The 16,947-nt window shown below is 68.5% G+C and carries 12 protein-coding genes; 2 read left to right on the forward strand and 10 right to left on the reverse strand.

All coding sequences use genetic code 11. From position 1 onward, the window contains the following. Positions 1-10: 10 nt before the first annotated feature. From C0099_RS09845 to C0099_RS09855, 3 genes are read right to left on the reverse strand one after another with little or no spacing between them, the layout of a single operon-like run. Entirely contained in the window at positions 11-1,651 is a 1,641-nt protein-coding gene (locus C0099_RS09845) for a thiamine pyrophosphate-dependent enzyme (protein ID WP_102247269.1), read from the reverse strand. Further along, a complete protein-coding gene (locus C0099_RS09850; protein WP_102247270.1) occupies positions 1,648-2,643 on the reverse strand; it encodes a TAXI family TRAP transporter solute-binding subunit in 996 nt (331 codons plus the stop codon). The genes C0099_RS09845 and C0099_RS09850 overlap by 4 nt, the downstream gene beginning before the upstream one ends. A gap of 45 nt (positions 2,644-2,688) precedes the next feature. Then, positions 2,689-4,626: a TRAP transporter permease gene (locus C0099_RS09855; RefSeq protein ID WP_102247271.1), complete on the reverse strand. Its 1,938-nt coding sequence runs from the start codon at positions 4,624-4,626 to the stop codon at positions 2,689-2,691. A 345-nt stretch (positions 4,627-4,971) separates the two neighbouring features. On the opposite strand from C0099_RS09855, the gene C0099_RS09860 reads away from it, so the two are divergent. Next, positions 4,972-6,426, forward strand: a complete 1,455-nt coding sequence (locus C0099_RS09860) for a UbiD family decarboxylase (RefSeq protein ID WP_102247272.1) — start codon at positions 4,972-4,974, stop codon at positions 6,424-6,426. Then, positions 6,423-7,883, forward strand: coding sequence for an aldehyde dehydrogenase family protein (locus C0099_RS09865; protein WP_102247273.1), 1,461 nt, complete (start codon positions 6,423-6,425; stop codon positions 7,881-7,883). The genes C0099_RS09860 and C0099_RS09865 overlap by 4 nt, the downstream gene beginning before the upstream one ends. Before the next feature lie 205 nt (positions 7,884-8,088). Here the strand turns inward: C0099_RS09865 and C0099_RS09870 are convergent, their stop codons facing one another. The 7 genes from C0099_RS09870 to C0099_RS09900 form a co-directional block, all read right to left on the reverse strand. Further along, entirely contained in the window at positions 8,089-9,201 is a 1,113-nt protein-coding gene (locus C0099_RS09870; protein WP_102247274.1) for an XdhC family protein, read from the reverse strand. A gap of 9 nt (positions 9,202-9,210) precedes the next feature. Further along, positions 9,211-10,017, reverse strand: coding sequence for an enoyl-CoA hydratase/isomerase family protein (locus tag C0099_RS09875; protein WP_102247275.1), 807 nt, complete (start codon positions 10,015-10,017; stop codon positions 9,211-9,213). Between the two features lie 23 nt (positions 10,018-10,040). Beyond that, a complete protein-coding gene (locus tag C0099_RS09880) occupies positions 10,041-11,591 on the reverse strand; it encodes an AMP-binding protein (protein ID WP_102247276.1) in 1,551 nt (516 codons plus the stop codon). Further along, entirely contained in the window at positions 11,584-12,102 is a 519-nt protein-coding gene (locus tag C0099_RS09885) for a (2Fe-2S)-binding protein (protein WP_102247277.1), read from the reverse strand. Before C0099_RS09885 ends, C0099_RS09880 begins: the two co-directional genes overlap by 8 nt. Beyond that, the gene (locus C0099_RS09890) at positions 12,099-12,938 is read right to left on the reverse strand and encodes an FAD binding domain-containing protein (RefSeq protein ID WP_102247278.1); all 840 of its coding nucleotides are present in this window, start codon (positions 12,936-12,938) and stop codon (positions 12,099-12,101) included. Before C0099_RS09890 ends, C0099_RS09885 begins: the two co-directional genes overlap by 4 nt. Beyond that, a complete protein-coding gene (locus tag C0099_RS09895) occupies positions 12,935-15,940 on the reverse strand; it encodes a xanthine dehydrogenase family protein molybdopterin-binding subunit (RefSeq protein ID WP_102247279.1) in 3,006 nt (1,001 codons plus the stop codon). The genes C0099_RS09890 and C0099_RS09895 overlap by 4 nt, the downstream gene beginning before the upstream one ends. Positions 15,941-16,065: 125 nt before the next feature. Then, positions 16,066-16,935: a helix-turn-helix transcriptional regulator gene (locus C0099_RS09900; protein ID WP_102247280.1), complete on the reverse strand. Its 870-nt coding sequence runs from the start codon at positions 16,933-16,935 to the stop codon at positions 16,066-16,068. Positions 16,936-16,947: the final 12 nt, after the last annotated feature.

Raw genomic sequence — 16,947 nt, forward strand, 5'->3', positions numbered from 1 at the left:
CCCTGCCTGTTCAGGGCTTGAGAATCGCCGCATCCAGACGCAGTTCGATGAGCGCCGGCCGACCCAGCCCGCGTGCCCATTCGAAGCTGTCGACGAATTCGTCCAGATCCTCCGCGCGCCGGGCGTCCACCCCATAGGCGGTGGCCAGCGCGAGAAAATCCGGGTTGTGCAGATCGGTGCCGAAGCGGCGCCCGTAGACGCGCTCCTGATGCATGCGAATGGAGCCAAGACTCGCGTTGTTGACGACGACGACGATCACCGCCGCGCCATATGCGACCGCCGTGGCCAGCTCCTGCCCGGTCATCTGCAGACAGCCGTCGCCCGCGAAGCACACCACGGTGCGCTGCGGGAAGGCCAGCTTGGCCGCGATCGCCGCCGGCAGACCGTACCCCATCGAACCGGAGGTCGGCGCCAGCTGACCGCCCAGGCGACGGTAGCGATGGAAACGCTGCACCCACAAGGTGTAGTTGCCCGCGCCATTGGTGACGATGGCGTCCTCTGGCAGCGCCGTGGACATCCACGCGACGATCTCGCCCAACTGCACGCTCCCGGGCAGGTGCGTGGGCTCGCTCCAGCGCAGGTAGTCCTCGCGCGCAGCCGCCAGCCAGGCGCTGCGCACGTCGGCCACCTCCGCATCGGGCGTTACGTCGTCCAGCGCCGCGGCGAACTCGGCCACACCGGCACAGATGCCGACATCGGGGCGATGGACGGCGCCGATCTGGTCGACATCGACATGCACATGCACCAGACGCTGCCGGGGGTGCGGCACCCGCAGGCTTTCGTAGTGACTGGTGACGATGTCGCCCAGGCGCGTACCCACGCCGAGCACCAGATCGGCGCCCGCGATGCGCTCGCGCAGCGCCGGATTGATGCCCAGGCCGGCTTCGCCGACATGGTTCGGGTGGGCGTTGTCGAAGCGGTCCTGGCGCCGGAACGCGCACGCCACCGGCACACGGGCGCGCTCGGCGAAGGCCTGGATGCGATCACGCGCGTCATCCGTCCAGCCGGTCCCGCCGACCAGCATCAAAGGCCGTTTGGCGGCGCGCAACAACTCCGTCATGACCCGCATCGCCGCACCCTCGGGCGCAGGTCGCGCCGGTCGTACGGCACGCGGCGCGATCATCTCGACGTTGTCGTAGAGCATGTCCTCCGGCAGACACAGCACGACCGGCCCGGGCCGTCCGCTCTGCGCCACCAGCAGCGCACGCTCGAGCAGTTCGGGCAGACGTGCCGCATCGTTGATGTGGGCGCACCACTTGACGATGCCGGCAAACCACGCGTTGCTCACTTCCTGCCAGGCTTCGCGTCCGAGCATGTCGCGCGGCACCTGCCCGACCAGCAGCAGCAGCGGCGTCGAGTCCTGGCGCGCGACATGCAGGCCGGAAAAGGCATTGGCCGAGCCCGGCCCACGCGTAACGAGTGCCACCCCCGGCACGCCGGTGATCTTGGCGTGGGCCTCGGCCATCATGGTCGCGCCGCCTTCATGGCGGCACACGATGAACTCGGGCGCACCGGGCTCGGCCAGCGCGTCGAGTACCGGCAGGTAGCTCTCGCCGGGCACGCCGAAGATGCGGCGTACTCCGTTGGCAGCGAGCACCTCGACCAGCGCCCGGCCCGCCGGGCGCTGGTCGGCTGCTTCCTGCCCGCTCACTTGAGCAGGCCGGCTTCGCGGTAGTAGCGCTCGGCGCCCGGATGCAGCGGCATCTGCAGCCCGTCCATCGAGGCCGAATTCTCCGGCTTCCAGTTGCGCATCGAACCGAACTGGCGCATCAGGCTCTCGCGCGATTCCATGATGCCCTTGGCGAGCAGATAGGCGTGCTCGTCGGACATCGACTCGGTCACGTACAGCGAGGTCGGGAAACCCACGCCGACTACCGGCTCGCTCTGGCCTTCGAACATGTTGGCGGGCATCGTCGCCGGCTGGAAACCGTACTCCTGCAGGTACTTGACCGCCTTGTCGCTCAGACTCAGGAAGCGGTGACCCGGTGCGATGGACAACTGGGCGGTGTTGGGATGGCCTTCGGTCGTGATGCCGATGATCATGTCGATGCGACCGTCGCCGAACTCGTTGCGCAGCACGCCGAAGCCGTTCATCGTCACGCTGCCACCGAGCTTCTCGATATCCTCGTAGGTCAGATCGTTGGCGGCCAGGATGAGTCGCGCGATGTACTCGTTGAGGCTGCCCTGCGGGCCCGTACCGATGCGCACGGCGATCTTCTTGGCCTTGATGTCGGCCAACGACTCGAGCGGAAAGTCCTTCTGCACCGTGATGCGCTGGAAGTACTCGTCGACGCCACCGACCAGGCCGCGCACGTTGTCGACCTTGGCGTCGAACGGGCCGAAAGCCTGTGTCGCCCAGCTCGCCACCGGCGGGAAGATCATGCCCATGTCGGCACGCTCACCGTGGAGCAACTTGGTGTTGGCGATGGCCATTGGCGTATTCATGATCTCGATGACCGAACCGGCCGGCAAGGCCTCGAGCGCGGCCGCGCGAAAGGCCCCGGCGTAGGCGTACCAGGTGCTGCCGGTAGGTGCCGCGGCGAAGCGGATCTCGGCCGGGTCGGCTGCCATCGACAGCCCCGGTGCGGCCAGCGTCGCGACCATGGCGATCCCGGTGATGTGCTTGCGGATTGAGTGCAACATGTCGTCTACCTCCTCGTGATTGGCCGGTCTGCGCCGGCATGATGACTACGGTGCGATGGTTCTCGCGCGCGGCTGACGTCTCTGCCACAACCACACCGCAGCGAACAGGATCAGGCCGCTCGCCGAGGCCTGCGCGATCGGTGCGATCAGCAGGCAGGCGGCGACGAACAGCAGCAGGTTCTCGATCAACGTGTTGTTACGGCGCAGGTAGCCGGCCACGCAGGCGGCGAGCACGTAGCAGCCCATGGTCGCGGTCACCGTGGCGAGCACGATGCGCTCCCACTCTCCGACCATCAGCAACGCCGGGCTGAGCACCAGCGCGAACGCGACGATGAAGCCGGCCAGACTGAAGCGGAAGGCATACAGGCCGGTCTGCCACACGTCGGCCCTGGCGATGCCGCCGGCGACGAAGGCCGCCAGCGCGACCGGCGGCGTGACCATGGACAGCGCCGCGAAATACAGTACGAAGAAATGCGCCGAGAGCAGATTCACCTCGAGCATGTCGAGCGCGGGAATCGCCAGCACGGCACCCATGATGTAGGCCGCGGTGGTCGGCATGCCCATGCCCATGATCAGCACCATGATCATGATGATGAGCAGTGCCGGAATCAGCATGCCGCCGGAGAGCAGCGACACGAAGCCGCCGAAGGTCAGGCCGAGATTGGTCATCGATGCGATGCCGACCACGATGCCCGCGCCCGCGCACGGAATCGCCACGGCGACCGCTGCGCGACCGCCGTTCTCGAGCGCACGCACCGACTCGGGGATCACCGACCACGCCGCCGGCAGCACGGCATGCAGACCGCCTTCGCGCAGCGCGACGACGGCGTTGGTCAGGACCGCCAGGACCATCGTGAGGATCACCGCCTCCAGCGTGGCCGAGCTGAGCGCGCGACCGATCATGATCTGCCACACCAGCCACACCACCGGCGCGAACAGGTACAGGCGCCGGAACACGTCCGGCCAGCCGACCTCGATCTCGTGACGTTCCAGCCCACGGTAGCCGCGCTTGCGCGCCATCGCGTCGATGACGAAGTACAGCGCGACATAGAACAGCAGCGCCGGCAGAAGCCCCGCGATCGCCACATCGCGATAGGGCACGCCCATGAACTGCGCGATCAGGAAGGCCGCCGCACCCATCACCGGTGGCATCAGCTGTCCGCCGGTCGACGAGCTGGCCTCGACCGCCGCAGCCTCCTCGGCCTTCATGCCGGAGCGCTTCATCGCCGGAATCGTGAGGGTTCCCATCACCGCCGCATTGGCCGTGGCACTGCCGCTGACGGCACCGAACAGCGTCGACGAGACGATCGACACCTTGGCCATGCCGCCACGAAAACGCCCGACCAGCAGGATCGACAGGTCGATGAACAGCTTGCCCCCGCCGAAACGTTCGAGAAAGGCACCGAACAGCAGGAAATAGAACACCTGCGTGTAGGACACCACGCTGGGAATGCCGAACACGCCCTCGTTCTGCAGGATCTGCATGTCGAAGAAGTATTCGGCGAAACGCATCGTCGGCTGGCCACGGTGTGCGATCGTCTCCAGCAGGGGAACGCTGCGCAGGAAGGGGCCGATGAATTGATAGACCAGGAACACCAGGATCACGATGGTCAGCCCCCAGCCCAGTGCGCGTCGCACGGACTCGATGACCAGCAACAGGGTCAGCACGCCGACCACGTAGTCCGAAGTCATCAAGGGGTCGACCGATGCGATGCGCGTGGTCAGCCGCCCTTCCTGCGTCAGGAAGTAAGCGGCGATCGCCACCGCCAGGGCGACGCAGACATAGTCGAGCGCCCGCCCGACGCTCGGCCGGCCGATGCTGCCAGGCACCAGCGGCTGCGTGACGAAGGTCAGCGCGACGGCGAACATCACGTGCACGGGCACGGCCGCGATGAGATTCATCGGCGTACCCCAGGCCATCCAGATCTGGAATACCGACCAACCGAGCGCAATCAGCGCCGCCGGATTCAGGAATGACTTCATCGACTCCTCTTTGCGGACGAGCTTGCCGCTCAGGACAATCGTGGACGCGCCACCATCAGGACCTCTTCAGCCGGCAGGCTAGCGCCCGGAACGCGCCGGCGCTTACCCTGGAATCCGAATGTTCGCCCTACCCCTGCGCAAGCCCGGACGATCCTCAAGCGTAATTTATGCGCAGCGTCGGCCGCGCGCGTTACCGGTGGATCGCGCCAATTACCAATGAGTCTGATTGTGCGGGGCGTCCCGTACAGCGCGATCCGACTCCAGGGTAAACACCGGGATCGCAGGGTAAGCGCACGCGTGGCACGGCGACGTATATTCGGCTAAACACGCTCACGGGGGAGCTCCATGACTACCGATCCGACACCGTGGCGCGATCTGCGCGCCTGGCTGCGTCACCTTGCCGCGACCGACCGCCTGGCCGCGATCCGCAAGCCGGTCTCGCTCGAACACGAACTGGCCGCCATCGCCAAGCGACTCGACGGACGGCAGGCCGCACTGTTTCTGGCGCCGGGCGATCATGCCATGCCGGTGGTGTCGGGCTTCATGTCACGGCGCGAATGGATTGCCGAGGCCATGGGCGTGGCGGGCAGTGAATTGCTCGCACGCTTTCGCCATGCTGCCGACAACCCCTTGCCGTGGCGGGAAGTCGACAGCGCGGCGGCGCCGTGCAGGCAGGTCGTGCACGATTTTCGCAACGGCGGGCTCGACATCCTCGATCTGCTGCCGATCCCTACGCACAGCGAACACGACTACGGCCCCTACATCTCGGCCGGTCTGGTGATCGCGCGCAATCCGCGCACCGGCGTGCAGAACGTGTCGATCAACCGCATCCAGATCAGCGGACCGGACCGGCTCGGCATCCTGATCCTGCCGCGGCACCTGTTTGCCTTCTTCCAGACGGCCGAAGCGGCCGGCGACGCTCTGGAGGTCGCCATCGCGATCGGCGTCGACCCGCTCACGGCGCTGTCCTCGCAGGCCATCGCCCCGCTCGACTTCGACGAACTCGAGATCGCCGGCGCGCTGCATGGCCAGCCGCTGCCGGTGGCCAAGTGCGTCACCAACGAGGTGCGCGTACCGGCCGAGGCCGAGATCGTCATCGAAGGCCGCCTGCTGCCCGGCGAGCGCAGCCCGGAAGGCCCCTTCGGCGAGTTTCCCAAGTACTACAGCGCGCGCGAAGAGCGCGAGGTCATCGCCATCGACGCCGTCACGCACCGCCACGACCCGATCTTCCACACCATCATCCCGGCCGAGATGGAGCACCTGTTGCTTGGCGCCATCCCGCGCGAGGCCACGCTGCTGGCCCATCTGCAGCGCAGCTTCCCGAACGTGACCGACGTGCATCTGTCGATCGGCGGCGTGGGGCGCTATCACCTCTTCGTGCAGATGAAGAAGAACCGCGAGGGCCAGGCCAAGAACGTCATCCTCGGCGCCTTCGGCGGCCACTATGACCTCAAGCAGGTGATCGTGGTCGACGACGACGTCGACGTGCACAACCCGCTCGAAGTCGAATGGGCGGTCGCCACGCGATTCCAGGCCGACCGCGACCTGGTCGTCGTGGCCGGCGCCCAGGGCTCGGCACTCGATCCGTCCACTACGGTCGCGTTCGATGGCAACAAGCCGCCGCCCCACTGGCAGGGCTTCGGCGCCAAGATGGGACTGGATGCGACCAAGCCACTGACCTCGTCCGAGCACGTGTTCACACGCGTGCGCATCCCCGGCGAGTTCGAGGTCGACCTCGACGAAGTCGTCTCGGCCACCGGCACCGACGCGCTGACCGGCACGCCACTGGCCGAGCGATGATCAGCGAGGCGCTCAACCACATCGACGGCCACTGGCAGGCGGCATCCGCGGGACGATTCGCCGACGCCCGCGACCCCGCGCGCGCCACCCTCATCGGCCGCTTCGCCGATTCAGACAAGACCGACGCCGAGGCTGCCATCGCCGCCGCCCGACGCGCCTTCGAGCGACCGGACTGGGCGCAGGCCCCGCGCCTGCGTCAAGCCGTTCTGCTGGCCTGGGCCGACCGGCTGGAGGCACGCACGGACGCGCTCGCGCGACTGCTGACGTTGGAGAACGGCAAGGTACTGGCGCAGTCACGCGGCGAGATCGCCGGCGCGATCTCCGAAGTACGTTATTACGCGGGTCTGGCGCGTCACCTGCCCGGACACGTACTGGAAGTCGAACCCGGCGCGTACTCGACCCTGTTGCGCGAACCGGCCGGCGTGGCCGGCATCATCGTGCCGTGGAACGCGCCGGTGGTGCTGCTGGTGCGCTCGCTCGCGCCGGCGCTGGCCTGCGGCTGTACCGCGGTAGTCAAGCCCGCGCCGCAGACCGCGCTGATCACCGCCGCCATCGTGGCCGAACTGACGGCCGTCGACACGTTGCCGCCCGGCGTCATGAATCTCGTCAGCGAAACGGGGCATGCGGTCGCGCAGACCCTGGTCGCATCACCCGAAGTCGACGTACTCAGCTTCACCGGCTCGAACGCGGTCGGCCAGCGCATCATGGCCGACGCCGCACCGACGATGAAGAAGCTCTCGCTCGAGTTGGGCGGAAAATCCGCCTGTCTGGTCTTCGAGGATGCCGACATCCTCGATGTCGCGCCGAAACTGGCCGCCGCGGCGACCATCATTTCCGGCCAGCAGTGCACGGCGGCACGGCGCGTGCTGGTGCACGCGGCACGTCTCGGCGAGATGAAGGTCGCGCTGGGTAGCGCATTGCGTTCGCTGCGCATCGCGCCGGGCGAGAGCGAGGGCGCGCACATCGGTCCGCTCATCGACGCGGCCGCGCATGCCCATGTAGGCGAGCGCGTCGCCGCTGCGCTCGATGCGGCCGACGAAGTGCTGCTGTCCGGCGGGCGTCCCGCCGACGCGCCGGCGACGGGTCACTTCATGGCGCCGTCGCTGGTCTTCCACCGCGACACCTCGGCCTTCTTCGTGCAGGACGAGATCTTCGGCCCCTTTCTTGTGCTGGAGAGCTTCGAAGACGAGCGCGACGCGGTCGCGCGCGCCAACCACAGCGAGTTCGGCCTGTCGGCCAGTGTATGGACGCACGACGGCGCGCGTGCGATGCGCGTGGCCCGCGCGCTGCGCAACGGCACGGTGTGGATCAACGACCACAACAAGCTCTTCGCCGAGGCCGAAACGGGCGGTTACCGTCGCAGCGGCCTGGGGCGGCTGCACGGCTACGACGCCATCCACGACTTCACCGAGGTGAAGCACATCTATCAGAACGTCGGGGTCGTGCCCACAGCCTGACCACAGCCGCCATGAACACGCTGTTTACCCCATTCAGGAAACGCTGATTCGATGAATACGCGGGTTTCAGAGCGTAGGGCGCCAATAAGCGAAGCGCATTGCGCCGTATTGGCCATCCATACGGCGGATTACGCTCCGCTGATCCGCCCTACGCCATTGTCGTAGGCGGGATGGGCGAAGCGAATTCCGACACACTCCGCCCGACCTACGAAGCCACCGTGCGTGCGCGGCGCACACTGCCGGTGGCCGCCTCGGCACGGCCGGCGAAATGCGCGCGGATCTCGGCGACGATGGCCAGCGCGATCTCCTCGGGGTTGTCGGCGCCGATGTCCAGCCCCACCGGGTAATGCAGACCATCGGTGTACAGCGGTGCGCCGCCCGCGTCACGGATCTCGCACAGCATGCGCTCGGTGCGCTCCATCGGGCCGAGTTGGCCGACATAGGACCGCGGGGTGGCGAGCAGGCGCGCGAGCAGTGCGCGGTCCTGCTCGATGCTGTGCGTCATCACCACCACCGCCGCCTGGGGCGTCACGCCGCACTGCTCCAGCGTCGTGTCGGGACCCATCGAGGTGACGCGATCGGCCGCGGGGAAACGCGCGCGACGTGCGTACTGCGCGCGAGCGTCGGCGACCGACACGTGCCAGCCCAGCGCCTTGGCGAAGGAGACCAGCGGCACCGCGTCGTGACCGGCGCCGAACACCACCAGACGCTGCGGTGGCATCATCCGCTCGCAGGCCACCTCCACGCTGCCCGCGCCACAGGCCAGGCGTCGGTAGCGCGGCCAACGGCCGTCCTCACGCAGCATGGCGGCCATCCGATCCGCCAGCGCAGGATCTTCCACGCGCGATGCGAGCGTGCCGTCGGGCATCAAGAGCAGCCGCTCGCCCACCTGCGCGCCGCCGCCCGCGTCGGCGGCGATCACGACCGCCGTGGCCGCCGGGCGCATGGTCTCGCGCACCGCGCACAGCGCGTCGAACGCCTCGCGCGCATGGTGCGCACCGACGCGCTCGAGCAGGACGTGCACCTCGCCGTTGCAGCCCAGACCGAAGGACCATTGCGCGTCCTCGTCCGCGCGCGTGTCAAAGCGGCACAGCACGGCACCCTCTTCCGTCAGCCACCACGCGCGTTCGACAAGATGGCGCTCGAGGCAGCCGCCGCTGACCGTGCCGATGTTGCGCCCGTCGGACGTGATCAGCATGCGTGCGCCGGGCTTGCGGTAGGACGAGCCGGCGATGCGCACGACGGTGGCCAGCACCGCCTCGTCGCCGGCATCCAGCGCACGCTTCCAGGCATCGAGGATGAGCGGGACTTCCTTCATGACAACGCTTCAGCGTCCGGTGAACTTCGGCTTGCGTTTGGCGTGGAAGGCCTCGACGCCCTCTCGGAAGTCATCCGAGGTGCGCAGGCGGCTGTAGCAGTGACCCTCAAGTTCGATCGCGATGGCCAGCGGTGCGTCCTCGGTGTCGTTGAGCAGCTTCTTTGCGGTGCGCTGCGCGATCGGCGAGAAACCACGCAACTCGTCGACCAGCGCATCGGTGGCGGCCTCGAGCTGGCGATCGGGCACACAGTCCACGGCAATACCCCAGTCGAGCGCCTGCTGACCCGAGATGCGGCGCGAGCGCATCACGATGTCCTTGGTGCGACCGATGCCGACCATCTTCTGCAGCCGCGCCGAGCCGCCCGAGCCGGGAATCTGCCCGAGGCGCTGCTCGGGCAACGCGTAGAGCGTGGTGTCGGTGGCGATGCGGAAGTCGCAGGCCAGCGACAGCTCGAAGCCGACGCCAAAGCAGTAACCGCGGTTGGCCGCGATCACCGGCTTCTCGGCACGCGCCGGCGCGGCGATGTTCCAGGCCAGCTTGGACACGTGTTCGGGTTCGGCCTCGAGAAAGCCCTTGATGTCGCCGCCGCTGGAAAAATGCTCGCCCACCGAGCGCAACACGATCACGCGCACGCGCTCGTCGACGTCGAGCGCCTCGAAGATCAGACGCAGCTGGTCGCGCTGGGCCATGCTGACGATGTTGAAGGGCGGACGGTCGAGGATGATGTCGGCGCGCTCGCGCTCGGCGTCGATGGCGACACGGAAGCCATCGAGTTCGTCGAGCAGATGATGGGCAGGATGGTCGAGTCGGGACATGGCGATGGTTCCTGTGAATGGGTTCAAAGGGATTCGGAAGCGGTCTCGGCCTCGTACTCGCCGGCAACGAGCTTGCGGCGCAGGATCTTCCCGACCGGCGACTTGGGTACCTCGGCGACGAAGACGTATTCGCGCGGGCGCTTGAAGTTGGCCAGATCGGTCGAGCGGCAGTACGCGTCGAGCGCGTCGGCATCGACCGCCGTGCCGGAACGGCGGCGCACGAAGGCCACCACGCGCTGACCCCAGCGTTCATCCTCGAGCCCCGCCACGGCGACCTCGTCCACGTCCGGGTGCAGCGACAGCACCGATTCGATGTCCACGGGCGAGATGTTCTCGCCGCCGCTGATGATCATGTCGTCGACGCGCCCGGTCACGAACAGCTCGCCACGCTCATCGAAATAGCCGGTGTCGCCGGTGAAGTACCAGCCGCCGCGCAGGGCCTTGGCGTCGGCATCGGCACGCTTCCAGTAGCCGTCGAAGGCCTCGTCGCCTGCGAGATCGGCGATGATCTGCCCTTCCTCGCCAACCGCCGCGATCCCGTCGGGGCCTTCGGCGTCCAGGCGCACGACGCGCAGCCGCGCGTTGATGCCGGCACGCCCGGCGCTGCCCGGACGCGCACGTGCATCCTGGTTGATCGAAAAGGTATAGACCTCGGAACTGCCGTAGTGGTTGACGAACAGTTCCGGCCGGAAGGCCTGCTCGAGTCGCAGCAGAAGCCCGTCGGGCATCGGTGCGCCGGCGAAGCCGAGCTTGCGCACGCTGGAGATGTCACGCGTGGCGAAGTCTGCATGGGCCAGCAGGTCATGATAGAGGGTCGGCACCAGGTACAGATTGGTCACGCCCTCGGCCTCGATCAGCGACAGCGCACGTGCCGCGTCGAAGCGCGGCATGCACACGAACACCCCGTCGATGAGCGCCATCGCGAGCAGCGAGCGCACGCCCATGGTGTGATACAGGGGCATCACGCCGAGCGTGCGCTCGCCGCTGCGGTACAGGTTCTGCGCCACATGGGCGAGCGCGGCGGCGCGCTCGTGGCGATGGCGGCGCGGCACGCCCTTGGGCTTGCCGGTGGTGCCCGAGGTGTAGAGCATCAGCGACACGTCGTCGGCACCCGCGCCCGGCCCACCGGTCAGCGCCGGACCGTCGTACAGCGACGCGAAGGCGACCGTGGCGACATCGCCGACGCCCTCACCCACGCCGATGCGCACGCAGCCCTGCGCGGTCTGCGAGCCGGCCACGGCCTCGGCCGCGACGGCCTCGAACACCAGCACGCGCGCGCCCGAGTCCGCCAGACAGTACTCCACCTCGTCGGGTTTGGCGCGCCAGTTCAGCGGCGTGATGATGACGCCGAGAAACTGGCAGGCCCAGTGCAGCGTCGCCATCTCGACCCGGTTCTGCAGGATTGCCAGCAGATGGTCGCCGTGGCGCAGGCCCAGGCGTTCCAGACCGCCGGCCACTGCGAGGATGCGCTCGCCCCAATCGCCGTAGGTCAGGCGCGTATTGCCGTCGACGACGGCCAGCGCCTGCGGGCTGCGTTCCACGCTTTGCAGGAAGGTGCGACCGAGATCAAGCATCGCGGGTCTCCTCGTCTGTTTGTCGACGTGCCGCGGCGACTTCGAGCACCGCAGCGACGATGGGGGTGTATCCGGTGCAACGGCACAGATGGCCGGAGAGCATCTCGCGCACGGCGCCCTCGTCCGGCTGTGTCACGCGGCGCAGGAAGTCCGCGCACGACATCAGGATGCCGGCCGTGCAGAAACCACACTGCAGCGCGTGATGGCGGCGGAAGGCCTGTTGCAGTTCGTCGAGCGTGCCGTCGGCTGCGGCCAGTCCCTCGACGGTGTCGACGCGCAGCCCCTCGGCCTGCACGGCCAGCGTCAGGCAGGCACGCACGGCCACGCCGTCGATGCGCACCGTGCACGCGCCGCATACGCCATGCTCACAGCCCACATGGGTACCGGTCGCACCCAGGCCATTCCGCAGGAAGTCCGACAGCAGGGTGCGCGGCTCGGCCAATGCCGAGCATTCGCGCCCATTGAGCACCAAGGTGACCGGCTCGCGGCTTCCGGCGTCGATTCGCTTCATTCCTGTTCTCCCGCACGGAGCGCCTCGGCCGCCGCGATCACGCGCGGTGCGAGACGACGCACCAGATGACGGCGATAGGCCGCGCTCGCGTGCGCGTCGTCCTGCGCCTGCAGACTCCAGGCGAAATCGTTGATGGCGTCGGCCAACGCGTCGCCTTCGAGCCGTTCCCACTCGACCACGCAGGGCCGGTCGGCCACCCCTCCGACGGCCAGCCGCAGTCGCTCGGCCGTGACCTCGGCCGCGCACGCGACGATGGCGAAGTCGCCGTGGCGCATCGCAAACTCGTCGAAGGCGTAGCCGGCGCCCTCGCGCGCGAGCGGAAAGCGCACCGCTTCCACCAGTTCATCGTCGCGCCGCGCAGTGGTGAGCATGCCGCGGAAGAAGTCCGCGGCCGCAAGCACGCGTCGGCGCTTGCGCGAGCGCAGCACCACTTCGCCGCCGAGCAGCGCCAGACACAGCGGCAGCTCGGCGCTCGGATCGGCATGCGCGACCGAGCCGCAGACCGTGCCGCGATTGCGCACCTGGAAATGCGAGATGTGCGGGAAGGCCTGCGCCAGCAAGGGCACCTCTGTGGCCAGATGCGCGCGCCACTCGACCGCCGCCTGCGTGGCCGCGGCGCCGATGGTGAGCATGCCGTTGTCGCTGCGCACGTGATCGAGCGGCGCGCAGCGCGAGATGTCGAGCAGCACGCGCGGCTGGGCCAGACGCATGTTGAGCACCGCCATCAGCGATTGCCCGCCCGCGAGGATGCGTGCGTCGCCACCGTATTCGGCGAGCAGCGCGCAGGCCTCCTCGACGGCGTCGATGCGCACCCAGTCGAAGGCCGCCGGCTTCATCGCCCCACCCCCAGCATGCGCAGCAGTCGCGCCCACAGCGAGCGCCGACGGACACTGCCGCCGCCAGCCTGCTGACCGAGCTGTTCGAACAGTTCGGCCAGCACGATCTTCGCCGCGCCTTCGAGCATGCGTCCGCCCACCGCGGCGACCTTGCCGCTGACTTCGGCGCGATAGTCGTAGGCGAGCCGCGTGCCGCCCTCGCTTGGCTCCAGCGTCACGCGGCCGCTGCCGCGCGCCGCTCCCAGCGAGGACAGCCCGCTGCCGGCGAGACGCAGGCTGCGCGGCGGATCAAGTTCGGACAATTCGATCTCGGCCGCGTAGCGCGCGCGCACCAGGCCGACGCCGACCGTGACGTCGGCGCGATACCGATGCTCGCCAATGGTTTCGAGCGCATGGCAGCCCGGAATCACGCGCGCCAGGGCAACCGGGTCCAGCAGCACCGCGAACACCGCCTCGGGCGACGCCGCGATGTCGGTGGTGCCGCTCGCGGCCAGCGCGCGCCCGCCGCCGGCCGCCGGCTCGCTGCGCGCGGCCTCCAGCGGCGTGCTCGGCGGCGGGTCGTCGAAACCGATCAGCGACAGCACCCGGTTGGGTGTGAGCGGAAGGCGCAGATCGTCGATCTCGCCGTGCGGCGCGAGCGCGTCGGCCACGGCGTTGGCGATGCACACCGGCGTGCTCATATTGTTTCCCTCGCCCAGCCCCTTGGCGCCCAGCGGCGTGAACGGCGACGGTGTTTCCATGTGCAGGATCAGCGGATCGGGCACCTCGCAGGTGGTCGGCACCAGATAGTCGGCGAAGGTGCCCGACTGGAAGCCGCCGTCGTCGGCGTAGCGCAGCTCTTCCATCAGCGCCGCGCCCAGTCCCTGGGCGAAGGCGCCGCGAATCTGACCGTCGGCCAAGGCGGGGTTCAGGATGCGGCCGGCGTCATGGGTGGTCACGTAGCGGTCGATGCGCACCCGACCGGTGTCGCGCTCGATCTCGACGCCGCACAGGTCGAAGACGAAGCCGTAGGCGGCCGAAGTGTTGATGCGATCGCTCGCGTCGGGCGCCTCGAGCGGCGCCGGGCTCCAGAAACGCGTCACGCGCAGGCCCAGCGTCTCACCTTCGGGCAGCAAGGCGGGCGCCCAGTGCGCACTGCTTGCCGCACGCGCGAACGGCAGTGCGCGCTCGGGCACGTCGCGCGGGCCCACACGACCGTCGCGAAACTCGACCGCGTCGGCCGCGCATCCGAACTGACGCGCGGCGATGCGTGCCAGACGCTCGCGCAGTTCGACCGCCGCCAGATGCACGGTGCCGGCCACGGCGCCGGCGAAGCGGCTCGAATAGTTGCCGGCGGCCACCGACCAGGCGTCCTTGAGGGTGTCGACCTCGACGTTGACGGCGATGTCCCCGGGCGCGAGCCCGAACACGTCGGCCACGACCTGGGCGCACACCGTCATGTGCCCCTGCCCTGCGGGGGCCGAGGCGATGACGACGCTCACGCCACCGAGCAGATCGATGTTGACGGTGGCGCTGGCGATGCCGCCGTTCTTGTGCCCGGCGCGCTCGCGCTGCGCGTGGGTCAGCGCAGTCGAGATGTAGCCCATGTTCGAGATCGACGGCTCGACCACGGCCGCGTAGCCGATGCCGTACAAGCGGCCCTCGGAGCGCGCTTCGTCGCGGCGACGCAGCAGCTCGTCGTGGTCGCCGTCGCGCAGGGCCAGTTCCAGCGCCGCGGCGTAGTCGCCCGAATCGAGCAGCGCGCCGGCCGGCGCGCGATAGGGAAAGGCGTCGACGGCGACGAAATTGCGCCGATAGACGTCGAGCACGTCCACACCCAGTTCGACCGCGATGCGCCGCACCAAACGCTCCAGCGCGAAGTACACCTGCGGACCGCCAAAGCCGCGTACCAGTCCGGTGGGCGTGGCATTGGTCAGCACCGCGCGGCAGCGCACGGCCAGATGCTCGATCGCATAGGCCCCGGTGAGGCAGCCATGCATGCGAAACAGCGTGGCCGGTTCGGGCGCGCGCAGATAGGCGCCGATGTCGTCGGTCTGGTCGATGCGCAATGCGGTGATGCGCCCGTCGGCCTCCACCGCGGCCTCGATGTGCGCCAGCCGCGCCGTGGCCGAAGTTGCAGCGACCAGATGCTCGAGGCGGTCCTCGACCCATTTGACCGGGGCGCCGGCCTTGCGCGCGGCCAGGCACATCAGCACCACATACGGAAACACCGCCTGCTTGACGCCGAAACTGCCGCCCGAATCGCGCGGTGTTCGGTGACGCAGGCGGTTGCCGGGCACGCGCAGCGCCATCGCCATGACCGCGTGCAGCGAGAACGGGCCCATGAAATTCGACAATACTTCGTAGCCCTCGTCACCGGCCAGATGCTCGGCCACCACTACCGCGCCCTCGATCGGTGTGCACGAATTGCGCGGGTAATGCACGGTCAGCGCGATGCGATGGGCCGCTCCGGCGAAAGCCGCGTCCGGGTCGCCGTAGCGGTAGTCGCGATCGACGACGACATTGCTGCCCGCCGCCTCGTGCACCATTGGAGCGCCATCGGCCAGCGCCGCCTCGATGCCGACGACCGGATCGAGCGGTGCGTATTCGGCGCGGATCAACTCGGCCGCATCCTCGGCCAGATAACGGTCGCGCGCGACGACCACGGCCACCGGCTCGCCGACATGGCGCACGCGATCGACCGCCAGCGCCCAGTGCTGCACGGGCACCCGCACGCCGGCAATGAAGGGGTCGGACCAGCGCTGCACGTCCTCGCCGGTGAGCACGGCGACCACGCCGGGCGCGGCCTCGGCGCTCGCCACGTCGAGCGCGAGGATGCGTGCATGCGCATGCGGCGAACGCAGCACGGCCGCGTGCAAGGCCCCCGGTCGCGCGCCCAGATCGTCGGCGAAGCTGCCGCGGCCGGTGAGCAGGGCCTCATCCTCGACGCGCTCGACGCGACGCCCGACATATCGCTCGGGTGACTCGGCATGCGAAGCTTGGGCGCCCGCGTTGCTGGGCATGGGCTGGGTCCTCGTTCAGGGATGCACGCACTGCGCGCGCTGCAATGCATGGTAAGAACGAAGGCCACGGGCGGCTTTACCGCCTCGTAAGACGGTTTACCCTGGAGTCTGAATATCTGGCCGATTCATTCGGCCAGTGCCGCGCGCTCCTCGACGATGCTGACCACCCGTCGGTATTCGCTGGGCGTGATGCCGAGCTGGTCACGGAAAAAACGCGTGAAATGTCCCGGCGCGGAGAAACCGACGTCGTAGCCGATGTCGGCGATCGAATTCACGCTGCCGGACAGCTCGTGGATCGCCGCCTCCATGCGCAGCACGTTGGCGTAGACGGCAGGCGTGAGCCGCGTGCAGCGCCGGAACAGCGCGAAGAAGTGCGCGCGCGACAGGCCGCACTCGGCTGCGAGCCGGTCCATGTCCTGCCCGACGCCGACGTTGTCGCGCATCATCACGATGGCACGCCGGATGCGCGCATCCATCGAACACGCGGGCATGCTGCGCAGCAGCGCACCGAAATTGCGCCACTCGGAGTTGCGGTCGATGATCGCGATGATCAGGTCGAACAGCCGCTCCTCGAGTTGCTGCGGCTCGATGCCCTCGGGCAACAGCATGTCTGCCGCGAGCCGGTCGGCAAGCTGTCGCGCATGATCGGACATCGCCACACAGGACTGGGGGAAGAAGTGCGGATGGCTGCTGACCGCCAGCGCGCGCTGAATGTCGGCCAGCCAGGCCGGTTCGATGTACATCGCCAGCAGCACGCTGGGCATGCCCGCCTCGTCGTGATGCGCGTAGGCGTGCGGCTCCCAGGCGTTGACCACGACGGCGTTGCGGTCGGTCAGGGGCTGCACACGCTCGCGCACGATGAAGCGCGTATCCGCCCCGCTGAGTTTGATCAGCAGATGGCAGTGATGATGGGCATGCGCCACCAGGTGCTTGTCCATGCACAGCAGCGCCACGCGCCCGAAGGCGCCTTGCAGGATCTTGATCGCGGTGGACATTACAGTCTCCTC

This window comes from Pseudazoarcus pumilus (assembly GCF_002872475.1).
In the GTDB taxonomy this organism is placed as follows: Bacteria; Pseudomonadota; Gammaproteobacteria; order Burkholderiales; family Rhodocyclaceae; genus Pseudazoarcus; species Pseudazoarcus pumilus.

Excerpts from the sequence above, each read along its gene's own strand:
- C0099_RS09885 (WP_102247277.1), bottom strand. The coding sequence starts at position 12,102 with ATGAAGCGAATCGACGCCGGAAGCCGCGAGCCGGTCACCTTGGTGCTC.
- C0099_RS09895 (WP_102247279.1), bottom strand. The coding sequence starts at position 15,940 with ATGCCCAGCAACGCGGGCGCCCAAGCTTCGCATGCCGAGTCACCCGAG.
- C0099_RS09850 (WP_102247270.1), bottom strand. The coding sequence starts at position 2,643 with ATGTTGCACTCAATCCGCAAGCACATCACCGGGATCGCCATGGTCGCG.
- C0099_RS09875 (WP_102247275.1), bottom strand. The coding sequence starts at position 10,017 with ATGTCCCGACTCGACCATCCTGCCCATCATCTGCTCGACGAACTCGAT.
- C0099_RS09870 (WP_102247274.1), bottom strand. The coding sequence starts at position 9,201 with ATGAAGGAAGTCCCGCTCATCCTCGATGCCTGGAAGCGTGCGCTGGAT.
- C0099_RS09860 (WP_102247272.1), top strand. The coding sequence starts at position 4,972 with ATGACTACCGATCCGACACCGTGGCGCGATCTGCGCGCCTGGCTGCGT.
- C0099_RS09855 (WP_102247271.1), bottom strand. The coding sequence starts at position 4,626 with ATGAAGTCATTCCTGAATCCGGCGGCGCTGATTGCGCTCGGTTGGTCG.
- C0099_RS09880 (WP_102247276.1), bottom strand. The coding sequence starts at position 11,591 with ATGCTTGATCTCGGTCGCACCTTCCTGCAAAGCGTGGAACGCAGCCCG.
- C0099_RS09900 (WP_102247280.1), bottom strand. The coding sequence starts at position 16,935 with ATGTCCACCGCGATCAAGATCCTGCAAGGCGCCTTCGGGCGCGTGGCG.
- C0099_RS09890 (WP_102247278.1), bottom strand. The coding sequence starts at position 12,938 with ATGAAGCCGGCGGCCTTCGACTGGGTGCGCATCGACGCCGTCGAGGAG.
- C0099_RS09865 (WP_102247273.1), top strand. The coding sequence starts at position 6,423 with ATGATCAGCGAGGCGCTCAACCACATCGACGGCCACTGGCAGGCGGCA.